Origin of the sequence: Micromonospora sp. NPDC049101, assembly GCF_040648675.1 — a bacterium.
Classification (GTDB): Bacteria; Actinomycetota; Actinomycetes; order Mycobacteriales; family Micromonosporaceae; genus Micromonospora.
Genome location: NZ_JBEZED010000031.1, coordinates 45,807 through 60,369 on the forward strand (window position 1 = coordinate 45,807; position 14,563 = coordinate 60,369).

The 14,563-nt window shown below is 72.0% G+C and carries 12 protein-coding genes; 10 read left to right on the forward strand and 2 right to left on the reverse strand.

Annotated elements, in window-relative coordinates; all coding sequences use genetic code 11:
- Positions 1–48: 48 nt before the first annotated feature.
- Both AB0B57_RS31040 and AB0B57_RS31045 read right to left on the reverse strand, forming a co-directional pair.
- Positions 49–489: a MarR family transcriptional regulator gene (locus tag AB0B57_RS31040; RefSeq protein ID WP_357077811.1), complete on the reverse strand. Its 441-nt coding sequence runs from the start codon at positions 487–489 to the stop codon at positions 49–51.
- 10 nt (positions 490–499) lie between these two features.
- Positions 500–2,227 carry an alkaline phosphatase D family protein gene (locus AB0B57_RS31045; protein WP_357077814.1) on the reverse strand — a complete coding sequence of 576 codons (1,728 nt, stop codon included), beginning with the start codon at positions 2,225–2,227 and terminating at the stop codon, positions 500–502.
- Between the two features lie 150 nt (positions 2,228–2,377).
- Here AB0B57_RS31045 and ftsY point away from each other — a divergent pair, with 150 nt between their 5' ends.
- From ftsY to AB0B57_RS31095, 10 genes are all read left to right on the forward strand, one after another.
- Positions 2,378–3,565: a signal recognition particle-docking protein FtsY gene (gene ftsY / locus AB0B57_RS31050; RefSeq protein WP_357077817.1), complete on the forward strand. Its 1,188-nt coding sequence runs from the start codon at positions 2,378–2,380 to the stop codon at positions 3,563–3,565.
- Between the two features lie 6 nt (positions 3,566–3,571).
- On the forward strand, positions 3,572–4,435 hold the full coding sequence (locus AB0B57_RS31055; RefSeq protein WP_357077819.1) for an aminoglycoside phosphotransferase family protein: 864 nt from the start codon (positions 3,572–3,574) through the stop codon (positions 4,433–4,435).
- Between the two features lie 275 nt (positions 4,436–4,710).
- Entirely contained in the window at positions 4,711–6,123 is a 1,413-nt protein-coding gene (locus tag AB0B57_RS31060; protein WP_357077822.1) for an ammonium transporter, read from the forward strand.
- Between the two features lie 25 nt (positions 6,124–6,148).
- The gene (locus tag AB0B57_RS31065; RefSeq protein ID WP_357077825.1) at positions 6,149–6,487 is read left to right on the forward strand and encodes a P-II family nitrogen regulator; all 339 of its coding nucleotides are present in this window, start codon (positions 6,149–6,151) and stop codon (positions 6,485–6,487) included.
- A 19-nt stretch (positions 6,488–6,506) separates the two neighbouring features.
- Complete coding sequence (locus tag AB0B57_RS31070) at positions 6,507–8,837, forward strand: [protein-PII] uridylyltransferase (RefSeq protein WP_357077828.1); 2,331 nt, start codon at positions 6,507–6,509, stop codon at positions 8,835–8,837.
- Positions 8,838–9,197: 360 nt separating this feature from the next.
- Positions 9,198–10,349 (forward strand): sensor histidine kinase, encoded by a 1,152-nt coding sequence (locus AB0B57_RS31075; protein WP_357077831.1) that lies wholly within the window; start codon positions 9,198–9,200, stop codon positions 10,347–10,349.
- Positions 10,346–11,002: a response regulator transcription factor gene (locus AB0B57_RS31080; RefSeq protein WP_357077833.1), complete on the forward strand. Its 657-nt coding sequence runs from the start codon at positions 10,346–10,348 to the stop codon at positions 11,000–11,002. Before AB0B57_RS31075 ends, AB0B57_RS31080 begins: the two co-directional genes overlap by 4 nt.
- A 123-nt stretch (positions 11,003–11,125) precedes the next feature.
- Positions 11,126–12,685: a signal recognition particle protein gene (gene ffh / locus AB0B57_RS31085; RefSeq protein ID WP_357077836.1), complete on the forward strand. Its 1,560-nt coding sequence runs from the start codon at positions 11,126–11,128 to the stop codon at positions 12,683–12,685.
- 68 nt (positions 12,686–12,753) lie between these two features.
- A complete protein-coding gene (locus AB0B57_RS31090; RefSeq protein ID WP_357077839.1) occupies positions 12,754–13,332 on the forward strand; it encodes a Uma2 family endonuclease in 579 nt (192 codons plus the stop codon).
- An 18-nt stretch (positions 13,333–13,350) separates the two neighbouring features.
- On the forward strand, positions 13,351–14,430 hold the full coding sequence (locus AB0B57_RS31095; RefSeq protein WP_357077842.1) for an amidohydrolase family protein: 1,080 nt from the start codon (positions 13,351–13,353) through the stop codon (positions 14,428–14,430).
- The last annotated feature ends 133 nt before the right edge of the window (positions 14,431–14,563 follow it).

The window sequence follows — 14,563 nt, forward strand, 5'->3', positions numbered from 1 at the left end:
GCAACAACCTGTCGGACCGACGCCACATTCCCCGTCGCGGGCGGGCAGCTACTGCCAGGAGTCGTTGAATCGGCCGAGCAGCCGGGCGAACTCCTCGACGTCGCGGCTCGGCCAGCCGTCCAGGGCACGCAGGAACTCGCCCAGCCGGGCCGCGCGGGCCACGTCGAACCGGCGCTGACCCTCGTCGGTGAGGCTGATCTGCGCGGCCCGCCGGTCACTCGGGTCCGGGTCGCGGTGGACCAGGCCGAGCACCTCCAACGCGTTGATCTGCCGACTCAGCGTGCCCTTGCCCACGCCCAGTCGCGCCGCCAACTCGGTCAACCGGATCGACCCGCTGCGCCGCAACCAGAGCAGCAACCCGTAGGTGTTCGGCTCCAGGTTCGGGTGCACCTCGCGGGCGATCTCCCACGAGACCGCCCGGCCACGACGCAGCAGAGCGGTCAACTCGTGCTCGACCGCCCGGATCGGCTCCGGCAGGTGCTCGTCCACGGCGTAGAGACTACGGCGCGGCCGACTCGCCGCCACCGGAGAGTCGACGCCGCATCACCGGGCGTAGGTGGCCGTCCTTCGTGGTGCCCTCGATGACCACGTCGGCCCCGCGCCCCTGATGGGTCAGTGTGGCGACCGCGTTGCCGAAGTAGGGGCCGGCCAGCTTGCGCCAGCGCACCCCCGGCCGGCGTACGCCCGCCGAACGGGCCAGCGCCCGGGTGGCCCCGGCCGGACCGGGCGACCAGCCCAGCCGCATCAGCGGACGGATGCCCGCCGGCACCTGGTTGTGGATCGGCGAACAGGTGAGCTGGTGCACCGGAGTGACCACCGCCGGGTCGGCGAACCGGGCCCGTGCCACGTACGAGTGGTGCACGTCACCGGAGAGCACGCTTATCGACGCCGGTGGCGCGTACGCCGGGCCGGCGCCGACCCGCGCGCCGGACTGCCGCGGCGTGCCGGTGCCAATGCGGGCGAACGTCTCCGCGAGCGCCTCGAAGGAACGCCGGAACGCCGCCCAGTGCTCCAGGTCCAGAGCGCGGCGCACCTTCTCCGCCCCGCGTGCCACCCAGGGCCGGCGCGAGTCCGCCAGCTTCTCGTTCCACGCCTCGATGTGGTGGATGCCCTGCGGCATCAGCCAGGGCAGCGAGGCGCCGACCACCAGGTGGTCGTAGACCCCGTGCGCCTGGTCGAGGAACCAGGACCACTCGCCGGGCGGCAACATGGCCCGACTGCCCGACTCGAGCACCCGGCTGCACCGGTTGTCCAACATGACCAACCGGGTACGGCCCAGGTCCAGTGCGTAACTCCACTGGTACTGCACGGCGCGCCAGCGCTCGGTGTCGTGCGCCAGGTCGGACTCCTGGTCGACCCGGTGCCCGAACTCGCGCAGCACACCTGTGGCGTCCTCGGCGGCGGCGACCTTCGCGAAGACCGGGTCGGCGGCGATCTCGTCCGGGGACAGGTTGCCCAGGTGCTGGTAGACCCAGTACGAGGCGAGCCCGCTGCCGATCCGTTCCGGCCACCACGGCTGCTCGCGCACCTCGGCTCGCCACGCCGCCGAGGTGTTCCAGTCGTCGATGATCTCGTGGTCGTCGAAGATCATCACGCTCGGCACGGTGGAGAGCAGCCAACGGATCTCCGGGTCGCGCCAGGACTCCAGGTAGAGCTTGGTGTACTCGTCGAAGCTCACCACCTGGTCGGCCGGGGCCCCCTTCGGCCGTCGCCGCCGCCGACGCAGCAGCCGGCGCACCGTGGGCGAGGTGACGTCGGCGTACACCTGGTCACCGAGCAGCACCAGCAGGTCGGGCAGCGGGTGCGACTCCGGGTCGGCCATCAACCGCCGGGCGTACGCGTCCAGCGCGTCCGGCGGCAGCTTCCGGGTGGTGGCGTGCTGGGTGGTCTCCCGGCACGAGCCGAAGATCAGATTGACCGGCTGGTCCCGGTCGTCGGCGGCCCGGGTGCGGATCACGCTCGGCGGGAAGCCGCTGCTCGGCACCGGCCAGACGAGCTCGTCGTCGACGAGTACCTCGTAGGTGGTCTCGCTGTCCGGGTCGAGCCCCTCCACCACCACCAACGCGTAGTGATGGTCGTACGCCGAGAAGGTGGGGGCGGTGCCGGTCGCGCCGGCCGCGGTGCGGACGGTGACCACGGCGGGCGCCGCCGTCTCCACCCAGATGGTCGCCCGGGTGTCGACGACTCGCCGCAGGAGTGGGCCGATGAGGAGGTGGGCGGCGGACATGCGGCCGAGCCTACCGCCGGTTCCCGGCACCGACCGGGTGCGGTGGCTGCGGAGGCGAGCACCGCCCAACCGAGCGGTGGCGGAGACCGCGAACGCCGCTCTGGGTGCGGTGGCTGGGACGCCGTCGCCGCCATCTGACAGGATTCCGGCATGGCCGAATATCTCGTCCTCGCTCTGGTCCTGCTCGGTGTGCTGATCGCCGGCACAGTCGGGCTGGTCGTGCCGCGATTGCGGCGGCGGCCCGAGCCCCCGCTTCCGCGCACCGAGGTCGACACCCGCGCCGAGGAGGATCTCGCCGGCCCGCCGGTGGCGGCACCGGAGTCCGATCTGTCCGCCGGCGTCCTGGTCGAGCCGCCGCCGGTCATCGAGGCGCCCGCACCGGTGGAGGTGCCCGAGCCGACCGCCGGCCGACTGGTCCGGCTCCGCTCGCGGCTGTCCCGCTCGCAGAACGTCTTCGGCAAGGGCCTGCTCGGCCTGCTCGCCCGCGACCACCTCGACGAGGACGTCTGGGAGGAGATCGAGGACAGCCTGATCACCGCGGACGTCGGCGTCGACGCCACCCGCGACATCGTCGACCGGCTCCGCGAGCGCACCCGGGTGCTCGGCACCCGCTCGGCCTCCGAGCTGCGCGCGCTGCTCGCCGCCGAGTTGGTCAACGCGCTCGACCCGAGCCTGGACCGGTCGCTGCGGACCGCCCCGAAGGACGGCGTACCGGCCGTGGTCCTGGTCGTCGGCGTCAACGGCGCCGGCAAGACCACCACCTGCGGCAAGATCGCCCGGGTGCTGGTGGCCGACGGCCGTACCGTGCTGCTCGGCGCCGCGGACACCTTCCGGGCCGCCGCCGCCGACCAGCTGGAGACCTGGGGCTCGCGTGTCGGCGCGGAGACCGTCCGGGGGCCCGAGGCCGCCGACCCGGCGAGCGTCGCCTTCGACGCGGTCAAGCGCGGCATCGACACCGGCGTGGACACCGTGCTCATCGACACCGCCGGCCGCCTGCAGAACAAGGTCGGCCTGATGGACGAGCTGGGCAAGGTCAAGCGCGTGGTGGAGAAGCAGGGCCCGATCGACGAGACACTGCTCATCCTGGACGCCACGACCGGCCAGAACGGCCTGGAGCAGGCCCGGGTCTTCACCGACGTGGTCAACGTGACAGGTGTGGTGCTGACCAAGCTCGACGGGACCGCCAAGGGCGGCATCGTGATCGCGGTGCAGCGCAAGCTCGGCATCCCCGTGAAGCTCGTCGGCCTCGGCGAAGGCAAGGACGACCTGGCCCCGTTCGACCCGGCGCAGTTCGTGGACGCGTTGCTGGGGACCGAGGCCACCGGACGGGACGCGTAGTCTCGGGTGACCACCGACGATCGCGCGTACGCGGGCTGGCGCGAGCCCGGCCACCCCTCGCAGCGCCTCGGGAGACCGTACGTGACTTCGCAGGAGATCCCGCTGCACGGCGGCAACGTCAGCACCGTCGTCCGCGTCGGTGACACGGTCCGCCGCAACGCCGGGCCGTGGACACCGTCCGTGCACGCCCTGCTGCGGCATCTGGAGTACGTGGGCTTCACCGGCGCGCCCCGGGCGCTCGGAATGGACGAGCGCAACCGTGAGGTGTTGTCATACCTGGAGGGGGAGTGCGGGGAATATCCGCTCGCCCCGCACTGGGTGACCGACGAGGCGCTGGTCACCGTCGCCACGATGCTGCGGATGTTCCACGACGCGCAGTACGGGTTCACCCCGCCCCCGCAGGCGGTCTGGCGCTCGTTCGGGCCCCCACCACCGGACACCGAGGTGATCTGCCACCACGACGCCGCGCCGCACAACGTGATCTGGCGGCCGGACGGCACCCTCGGGCTGATCGACTTCGACCTCGCCTCGCCCGGCGCGCGGATCTACGACGTGGCGTACGCGGCCTGGACCTGGGTGCCGATCTTCGCGGACCGGGACTCGATCACGCTGGGCTGGAAGCACCCGGACCGGCCACGCCGGCTCCGGCTCTTCGCCGACGCGTACGGGCTGATCCCCCGGGACCGGCACCGGCTGATCCGGACCATCCGCAAACGGATCGTGGACCACGTCGAGGGGATCCGCCGGATGGCCGCCGCCGGTGAGCCGGCGTTCGTCCGGATCGTGCACAAGGGCCACCTGCGCCGGCCGATGCGCGATCTGCGGCTGCTCGACTACGAGCGGCACGCCCTGGAAAACGCCCTCCGCTGAGCGCGGACCGGTCGATGCTCGGTCGGTCCCGTCGATCGGACCGGTCGATGCGCCTGGCCGGTCAGCCATCGACGTACGCCGTCCGAACGATCCACCATTGTCCATGTCGATGACTGTGCGGACTTCGTGACACGTACGAAACAACCCGTCACGAATTGGAAACCCGCACGGGACCCTGGGTGAAACAGCCGGCCGCGAAGCTTCCGCGCAACCGGCCTACGGGCGACGCTGCCCCGGAAAGCCGCGAAGGAGGACTTCACCTTTAGGAGGCCAGCGTGCCTGAAGCACCGACGATCGACGGCGCCAATACCACGTGGCTGCTGGTTTCGACCGCGCTCGTGCTGCTCATGACCCCCGGACTGGCGCTGTTCTACGGCGGCCTCAACCGGGCCAAGGGCGTACTCAACATGATGATGATGAGCTTCTCCGCTATCGGGCTCATCTCTATTCTGTGGTGGTTCTACGGTTTCAGCGTCGCCTTCGGGACCGACGTGAACGGCTTCTGGGGTGACCCGGGCGCGTACCTCGGCACCAAGACCTTCCTCGCCGAGACCGACCTGTGGGGTGCCACGGCGGAGAACCCCAGCGGCATCGGGGTTCCGCTCTACGTGTTCATGGCCTTCCAGATGGTCTTCGCGGTGATCACCGTCGCGCTGATCAGTGGTGCCATCGCCGACCGGGCCAAGTTCGCCGGCTGGCTGCTGTTCGCCTTCGGTTGGGCCACGCTCGTCTACTTCCCGGTCGCGCACTGGGTGTGGGGCGGCGGCATCATCGGCGGTGACATCCACGCACTGGACTTCGCCGGTGGCACCGCGGTGCACATCAACGCCGGTGCGGCGGCCCTGGCCGTGGCACTGGTGCTCGGCAAGCGGCTCGGTTGGCCGCGCGAGGGCATGAAGCCGCACAACATCCCGCTTGTCGCGCTCGGTGCGGGTCTGCTGTGGTTCGGCTGGTTCGGCTTCAACGCCGGCTCGGAGCTGACCGTCGACTCGGTCGCCGGTCTCGCCTTCATCAACACCCAGCTCGCCACGGCGGCGGCGGTGCTCGGCTGGATCGCGGTCGAGTGGGTCAAGGACCGCAAGCCGACGATGGTCGGTGCCTCGTCCGGCGCCGTCGCCGGCCTGGTCGCCATCACCCCGGCCTGTGGCTTCATCGCACCGTGGGCGTCCGTCCTGCTCGGCATCGTCGCCGGTGTGGTGTGCGCGCTCGCCGTCAGCCTCAAGTACAAGCTGGGCTACGACGACTCGCTCGACGTGGTCGGCGTGCACTTCGTCGGTGGTTGGATCGGCTCGCTCTGGCTGGGCCTCTTCGCCACCAACTCGGTGAACGCCGCGATCACCGACGTGGTGGGTGGCTCCGACGGCCTCTTCTACGGCGGTGGCGCCACCCAGCTCGGGCGGCAGGCCCTCGCCGGCCTGATCGTGACCGCCTGGTCGTTCGGCATCGCCTGGGTGCTCGCCTTCGTCATCGAGAAGACGATCGGGTTCCGGGTGAAGGCCGAGGCCGAGGTCGAGGGCATCGACATCGGCGAGCACGCCGAGAGCAGCTACGACCTGTCCCCGGCCGGTGGCGGCACGGGCAGCGCGTTCGCGATGGCCGGCATCGGCACCCCCGGTGGCGGCACGACGAGTGGCGCCAAGCCGGAGGCGGAGCCCGCCGAGCCGGTAAGCGAAAAGGTCGCCGGTTAACGTTCCAGGGATGGAGGGGTTGGACATGAAACTGGTGACCGCGGTCATCAAGCCGTACCAGCTGGACGCGGTGAAGGAGGCCCTGCACGCCCTCGGCGTGGCCGGGCTGACCGTCAGCGAGGTTCAGGGGTACGGGCGGCAGAAGGGGCACACCGAGGTCTACCGGGGTGCCGAGTACACGGTCGAGTTCCTGCCCAAGATCCGGGTCGAGGTGCTCACCGACGAGATCGACGTGGACAAGGTGCTGGACGCCATCGTTGGGGCAGCCCGTACGGGCAAGATCGGTGACGGCAAGGTCTGGGTCACCGGTGTCGAAGAGGTCGTCCGGGTGCGTACCGGCGAACGCGGCCTCGACGCACTCTGATCTGGAGACCACGACTGACATGACCTCGTTGATCAAGAAGAACGCGTCAGGAAACACCGCTGGCGGTGACGCGAACCTCTTGGTCAACGAGGTCGTCGGCGTACCCGGGGGGATCGGGGAGGCGGCTCGGCTGGCCCGGGCCGCCGCGTACGACACCTTCCTGCGGGGGTTGCTGCCTCCGCGGGAGGGGGTCGCGCTGCTGGCCGTCGGGGGGCTGGGTCGGCGGCAGTGTGCTCCGTACAGCGATCTCGACCTGGTGCTGGTGCACGCCGGTGTGCCGGGCACCGACGAGTTGGCCGCCTCGATCTGGTATCCGATCTGGGACGCGGGGCTGCGGCTGGACCATTCGGTACGAACGGTCGCCGAGGCGCTCTCCGTCGCCCAGGACGACGTCAAGGTCGCCCTCGGGCTGCTCGACGCCCGGCTGGTCGTGGGTGACCAGGCTCTGGCCGACGCGCTGAGCCGCACCGCCGCCGATCACTGGCGGCGTACCGCCGTCCGTCACCTGACCGGCCTGCGGGAGATCACCACCGCGCGCTGGCAGGCCCACGGTGAGTTGGCGTTCCTGCTGGAGGGCGACCTCAAGGAGGCCGCCGGGGGCCTGCGCGACGTGGGTCTGCTGCGGGCGATCTCCGCCGCCGGCATCACCGACGCGCTGCGTCCCGCCGTGCGCGCCGCCCACCTCCGCCTGCTGGACACCCGCGACGCTCTGCACCAGCAGGTCGGTCGCCGGGTCGACAGGTTGGTCGCCCAGGAACGCGCCGGGGTGGCCGCCCTGCTCGACCTGCGACAACTCCAGCCCGGCGCGTCTGACGCCGCGCGGCGGCCTGGAGCCGTCGTGGACGACGGCGACGCCCTGCTGCGCCGGGTCGCCGGTGACGCCCGCACGGTCAGCCACGCCCTGGACGACGCGTTCCGCGCCGCCGACCGGTTGCGCTCCGACCGGTCCCGAGGCGGCAACGGTCGCCCGACGCGTCGCCCGGTGGCCCGCGACGTGGTCGAGCACGACGGCGAGTTGGTGCTGGCCCGGACGGCGATCGGGGCACGCCCCGACCCGAGCCTGTCGCTGCGGATGGCGGCCGCGGCGGCCACGACCCGCCTCCCGATCGCCCGGGCCACCTGCGAGTGGCTGGCGGCCTACTGCCCGCCCCTGCCCGCGCCCTGGCCGGCCGAGGCCCGGGCCGCACTGATCACCCTGCTGGGCGCCGGGCCGGGTCTGGTGCCCGCCTGGGAGACCTGCGACAGGTACGGCCTGGTCGACGGCTGGCTGCCCGAGTGGACCCGGCTGCGCAGCCTGCCCCAGCACAATCCGGTGCACCGATACACCCTCGACCGGCATCTCGTGCAGGCCGCGCACGAGGCCAGTCGGCACGCCCGCGAGGTGGACCGCCCCGACCTGCTGCTCCTCGGTGCTCTCCTGCACGACATCGGCAAGGGCCTCCCCGGTGATCACAGCACCGTCGGTGTGCCACTGGCCCAGGCGGTGGCGACCCGGATCGGTCTGCCACCCAGCGAGGTCGAGCTGATCGGCACGCTTGTCCGTCTGCACCTGCTGCTGCCCGACGTGGCCACCCGCCGAGACCTGGCCGACCCGGTCACCATCGCCTCGGTGGCCGAAGCGGTCGGCGACACCGGCACCCTCGACCTGCTGCACGCGCTGGTCCGGGCCGACGCGGCGGCGACCGGGCCGGCTGCCTGGTCGGACTGGAAGGGCCGGCTCGTCGCCGAACTGGTCGCCCGGGTCCGTACCGCACTGGACACCGGCGTGCTGCCCGAGCCTCCGGCACCGGACCCGGAGCTGCTGGCCGGGCCGCTGCCGGTCGTCCACCTGACCGGGGACCGGGTGTCGGTCGCCGCGGCCGACCGGCGGGGCCTGCTCGCCACCGTCGCCGGCTGCCTGGCCCTGCACCGGCTGGAAGTGATCTCCGCGGACGCGTCGGTGGTCGACGGCCGTGCCCTGGTCGAGTGCCGGGTGCAACCCCGCTACGGCCTCCCGCCGGATCCGGTGCCACTCCGCGCCGACCTGCGCCGGGCGGTGGGCGGTGACGTGTCGGTCACCCAGCGACTGCGCGGCCGTGCGCTCGCCGCCCGGGGCAGCGGTGCCGCGCCCCGGGTGGTCTGGCACCGCGAGGCGGCCACCGACGCCGTGCTGCTGGAACTCCGCGCGGCCGACGCGGCCGGCCTGCTCTACCGGGTCACCTGCGCGCTCGACGAGGCGGGTGCCCTGGTCCGCGCGGCACGCATCTCCACTCTCGGCGCCGACGTGGTGGACGCCTTCTACCTGGTCGGCGGCTGGCCCGACGACGACACCCGAGCGCGCCTGGAGGCCGCAGTCCTCGCCGCCGTCTGATCCCACCGTCGCCGCGGCGCTGCGGTTGCGGTCCGCTGCGGCTCGTACCGCTTCGGTCCCGTCCGGTCGCTGTCCGTCGGAAGCTCCGACGGCGTGCTGCGCAGTCCGCTTGGCCGGAGCCTGCGCCAGCCCTCTCCAACTGAGCGTGATGACGGTGCGGCATCAAGATGCCGCACAGTCATCACGCTCGTGGCGGTATCCGCCTCCGACTGCGCGGTCTCGGAGCCTCGCAACCCCCCATCGCCAGGGTGAGCGCCGCGTGGTCCGGCGGTGAGGGCAAGCGGGTACGTCCGGGGGCGTAGGGACGGTGCCGCTCGTGGACGCACGTCGGGAGGGCTTGGCGCGGGCAGAATGACGGCCATGCGGTGGGACGGGCAGTGGGGGCGACAGGCGGCGGCGGATGCCGTGCTTGCCCTGGGGTTGCTCGGGTTCGGGCAACTCGCCACCGATCTGGCCGGGGACAACCAGCCGGGGTCGAGGCCGGTGGACGGGGTCTGCCGGGTGCTGATCGCGGTCGCCGCGCTCGCCCTGCTGGCCCGGCGGCGCGCCCCGGTCACCACCCTTGCCCTGGTCACCGCGGCCACCGCGACGTACCTGGTGCTCGGCTATCCGTACGGGCCTATCCTGCTCGCCTTCCTGGTCGCGGTGTACACGGTGGCGGTGCGGCTGCCGGTGCGTCCGGCGGCGCTCGCCGCCGGCGGCGCGTTCGTGGTGCTGCTGACGCATGTCTTCTGGTCCCGGGGTCCGGCCCCGGGCTGGACCGGAGTGCTCCCGGCGTCGGCCTGGGTGGCCGTACCGTTCGCGGTGGGGGTCGTGGTGCGGGTCAACCGCGAGGTGGCGGCGCGCAGCCGGGCCGAGGAGGCCCGCGCTCGTGCCGAGGAGACCCGGCGGCGGACCGACGAGGAGCGGTTGCGTATCGCGCAGGAGGTGCACGACGTGGTGGGGCACGGGTTGGCCGCGATCAGCATGCAGGCGGAGATCGCCCTGCATCTGCTGCCGAAACGGCCCGAGCAGGCGGAGACCGCGCTGACCGCGATCAGCCGGACCAGCCGTGAGGCGTTGGACGAACTCCGGGTCACCCTGGGCGCGGTCCGCAACGGTGCGGAGCGCGACCCGGTGCCCGGCCTGGCCCGGCTCCCGGCACTGCGCGACCGGCTCGCCGGCGCCGGGCTCGCCGTGCGGGTCCGGGTGGTCGGTGACCCCCGGGAGTTGCCCGCCGCGCTGGACCTGGCCGCCTACCGGGTGGTGCAGGAGGCGCTGACGAACGTGCTGCGCCACGCGGGGGTGGCGAGTGCGGAGGTGACGGTGGACTACCGCGCCGACGAGGTGACCGTCGAGGTCGTTGATGAGGGGACCGGCGCCGGGGCGGCGCCGGCCGCCGACCAGGGCGGGCACGGTCTGGCCGGGATGCGGGAGCGGGTCGCCGCGCTGGGCGGGCGGTTGACCACCGGGCCGCACGCCGGTGGCGGCTTCCGGGTGTACGTCCGGCTGCCCGTGGAGCCGACCACGTGATCCGGGTGCTGATCGCCGACGACCAGGACCTGGTCCGCCTCGGTCTGTGCGCACTCGTGGAGAGCGAGGACGACCTGGCGTTGGCCGGCGAGGCCACCGACGGGCTGCGGGCGGTCGAGCTGGCGCGCCGGGAGCGACCGGACGTGGTGCTGATGGACATCCGGATGCCGGGCATCGACGGCATCGAGGCGACCCGGCGGATCGTCGCGGACCCCGACCTGACCGGTACGCGGGTGGTGGTGCTGACCACCTTCGAGTTGGACGAGTACGTCTTCGACGCGCTGCGGCACGGCGCGAGCGGGTTCCTCACCAAGGACACCCGGCCGACCGAGCTGCTGCGTGCGATCCGGTTGGTCGCCGAGGGGGAGGCGCTGTTGTCGCCGTCGGTGACCCGTCGGGTGGTGCGGGAGTTCGCCACCCGGCCGTCGCGGGTGCTTCGTCCGCACCCCCGACTGGACGCGCTGACCGACCGGGAGCGCCAGGTCGTGGGCCTGGTCGGTGACGGGCTGAACAACGAGGAGATCGCCACCCGGCTGGTGGTCAGCCCGGCAACCGCGCGGACCCACGTCAGCCGGGCGATGGGCAAGCTGGGAGCCCGGGACCGGGCCCAGCTCGTCGTCTTCGCGTACCAGTCGGGGTTGGTGTCGGAGTGACGGCCCGGCGGGCCGGGCCGGGCGACAGCGGCCCTGGGGCCGGGCGGTTACCCTTGCGGTGGCCGGACTCCGCAGTGCCGGCCGCGTTGTGCCCGCCGGAACACTGACAAACGGGATGTTCGCGTGTTTGACACCTTGAGTGACCGCCTGTCCGGGATCTTCACCAAGCTCCGCGGCAAGGGGCGGCTCACCGACGCCGACATCGACGCCACCGCGCGCGAGATCCGCCTCGCACTGCTGGAGGCGGACGTCGCGCTGCCGGTGGTCAAGGGCTTCATCGCGAACGTCAAGGAGCGGGCTCGCAGCTCCGAGGTCTCCGAGGCGCTCAACCCGGCCCAGCAGATCATCAAGATCGTCAACGAAGAGCTGATCACCGTGCTCGGCGGTGAGGGTCGGCGACTCCAGTTCGCCAAGCAGCCGCCGACGGTGATCATGCTGGCCGGCCTCCAGGGTTCCGGTAAGACCACCCTGGCCGGCAAGCTGGCCCGCTGGCTCAAGGCCCAGGGCCACCAGCCGCTGCTGGTCGCCGCCGACCTCCAGCGCCCCAACGCCGTCGGGCAGCTCCAGGTGCTCGGTGGCCGGGCCGGTGTCGAGGTGTACGCCCCGGAGCCCGGCAACGGCACCGGTGACCCGGTGCAGGTGGCCCGCGCCTCCATCGAGCACGCGAAGCGCGCCGCCCGCGACATCGTCATCGTCGACACCGCCGGCCGGCTCGGCATCGACGCCGAGATGATGCAGCAGGCCGCCGACATCCGTGATGCCGTCTCGCCGGACGAGGTCATCTTCGTCATCGACGCGATGGTCGGTCAGGATGCCGTGCGCACCGCCGAGGCGTTCCGCGACGGCGTCGGCATCACCGGTGTGGTGCTCTCCAAGCTCGACGGCGACGCCCGTGGTGGTGCCGCGCTCTCCGTGCGCGAGGTGACCGGGCAGCCGATCCTGTTCGCCTCCACCGGTGAGAAGTTGGAGGACTTCGACGTCTTCCACCCCGACCGGATGGCCAGCCGGATCCTCGGCATGGGCGACGTCCTCACTCTGATCGAGCAGGCTGAGCAGGCCTTCGACTCCGATCAGAAGGAGAAGATGACCGCCAAGCTGATGGGCGGCGAGCAGTTCACCCTCGACGACTTCCTCGACCAGCTCATCGCGGTGCGGCGGATGGGCCCGATCGCCAACGTGCTGGCAATGATGCCGGGCATGGGGCAGATGAAGGACCAGCTCGCCGAGCTGGACGACAGCCACTTCGACCGGGTCACCGCGATCATCCGGTCGATGACCCCGGGCGAGCGCACCAACCCGAAGATCATCAACGGCTCCCGCCGGGCGCGTATCGCCAACGGCTCCGGGGTCACCGTGATGGACGTCAACCAGTTGCTCAACCGCTTCGCCGACGCGCAGAAGATGATGAAGCAGATGGGCGGCATGATGGGCCTGCCCGGCGGTGGCCGGCGCAAGGCGACCAAGAGCCCCAAAAACAAGCGCAAGGGCACCAAGGGTGGCGGTCGTCCGCGTACCGGCGCCGGTGCCGGCATGCCGGCCGGCTTCCCGGGCGGCATGCCGCAGCTCCCGCCGGGAATGGACCCGAACGACCTCGCCGGCGGCCAGGGCCTGCCGCCCGGCTTCAAGCTCCCGAAGATCGACTTCAACAAGCTCGGCAAGGGCGGCGACAAGGGCCCGCGCTGAGGCGTGTCGGTGACGGCGGGCGACGTCGTCCTTGCTTAGGGTGATGTCGCCCCCTGGAAGGAGATGTCATGACCGCGGCCCCGATCCTGCCCGAACGGCACGAGTGGACGGTCGACGACCTCGGTGAGCTGCCGAAGGACCTTCCGTACGAACTGATCAACGGAAGGTTGATCGTGCCGTCCCCCACCCCGCTGCACCAGTTCGTCTGCGGTCGGGTCATGTTCGCTCTGGAACTGGCCTGCCCGGACGACTTCTTCGTCAGCATGGACCAGTCGCTGTCGATCGACCGCCGTAACGAGCCACGGCCGGACGTGGTGGTCATCCGGGTCGAGCAGGCTAACCGATCACCCGTGCCGGTGCAGGACGCGCTGCTCGCGGTCGAGGTGATCTCGCCCGACTCCACGATTCGTGATCGGCACGAGAAGGTCCGTGTCTACGCCAACGCGGGCGTCGCCGCGTACTGGGTAATCGACCCGTTACGGGAGAAGATCACCTTTACCGAGCTGCTGCTCAGCCCCAAGGGCGGCTACGAACCCAGCGTGGAGACCGACGGTCTCGTCACGATCGACCGCCCGTGGAAGGTCACACTCGACCTGCCGGCGTGGACGCGTCGTCGGCAGGAGGTCCTCGCCCGGACGAAAAGGTGATCGGGTAGGACTGTGCGCATGGCTCTTCACGTGCGCGGTGTCCTGCTCCCCGACGACGAGGTCCGGGATCTCTGGCTGGTCGGCGACCGGGTGACGTTCACCCCGGTGCCCGGTGCGGAGACGGTCGTGGACGGCGGTTTCGTGCTGCCGGGGCTCGTCGACGCGCACTGCCACATCGGCATCGCCCGAGGTGGCGCCCCGATCACCTCGCTCGACCAGGCCCGCGAGCTGGCCCACCTCGACCGGGACGCCGGGGTGCTGGCGATCCGCGACGCCGGCTCGCCCTACCCGTACCCCGAACTGGACGACGAGCCGGGCCTGCCGCGACTGGCCCGCGCGGGCCGGCATGTCGCCCCACCGAAGCGCTACCTGCGTGACATCGGCGTGGAGGTCGACGCGACCGAGGTGGCCGCGACTGTCGCCGCGCAGGCACGGGCCGGCAACGGCTGGGTCAAGCTGGTCGGCGACTGGATCGACCGGGGCGTGGGCGACCTGGCCCCGGCCTGGGACGCGGACACCCTCACCGCCGCCGTGGCAGCGGCGCACCACGCCGGCGTACGCGCCGCGGTGCACACCTTCTCCGAGTCGGCCGTCGAGATCATGGTGCGGGCCGGCGTCGACTCGGTGGAGCACGGCACCGGCCTGAGCCTCGACCTGATCGACGAGATGGCCCGCCAGGGTACCGCCCTGGTCCCCACAATGATCAACATTGCCACCTTCGGGGGCATCGCGGAGCAGGCGCGGGCCAAGTTCCCCGGGTACGCCGAGCACATGCTCGCGCTGCGCGACGGCTTCCCCGAGGTGGTGCGTGCCGCGCACGAGGCGGGTGTGCCGATCTACGTGGGCACCGACGCCGGCGGCGGCATCGACCACGGGCTGGCCGCCGAGGAGATGCTGCTGCTGCACGAACGGGCCGGCATGGCACCGATCGACGTCCTCGCCGCCGCCTCCTGGGGCGCCCGCGAATGGCTCGGCTTCCCCGGCCTGGTCGAGGGCGGCCTCGCCGACCTCACCGTCTACCCCGAGGACCCCCGCGGCGACCTGCGTGTGGTCCGCGCCCCGTCCCGCACGATCCTGCGCGGCCACGTGGTCCGCTGACCCCCGCAATCGCCCCGGCCGGGGGCCTCGGGCTCGCGGGTGGTGGCCGCTCCGGTGTGCGGGTTGAGGAAGGTCGGGACGGCAGATGTCGACGATGCCGCGCCCGAGCGCACCGCCCCGGCGAGCGGCGCAT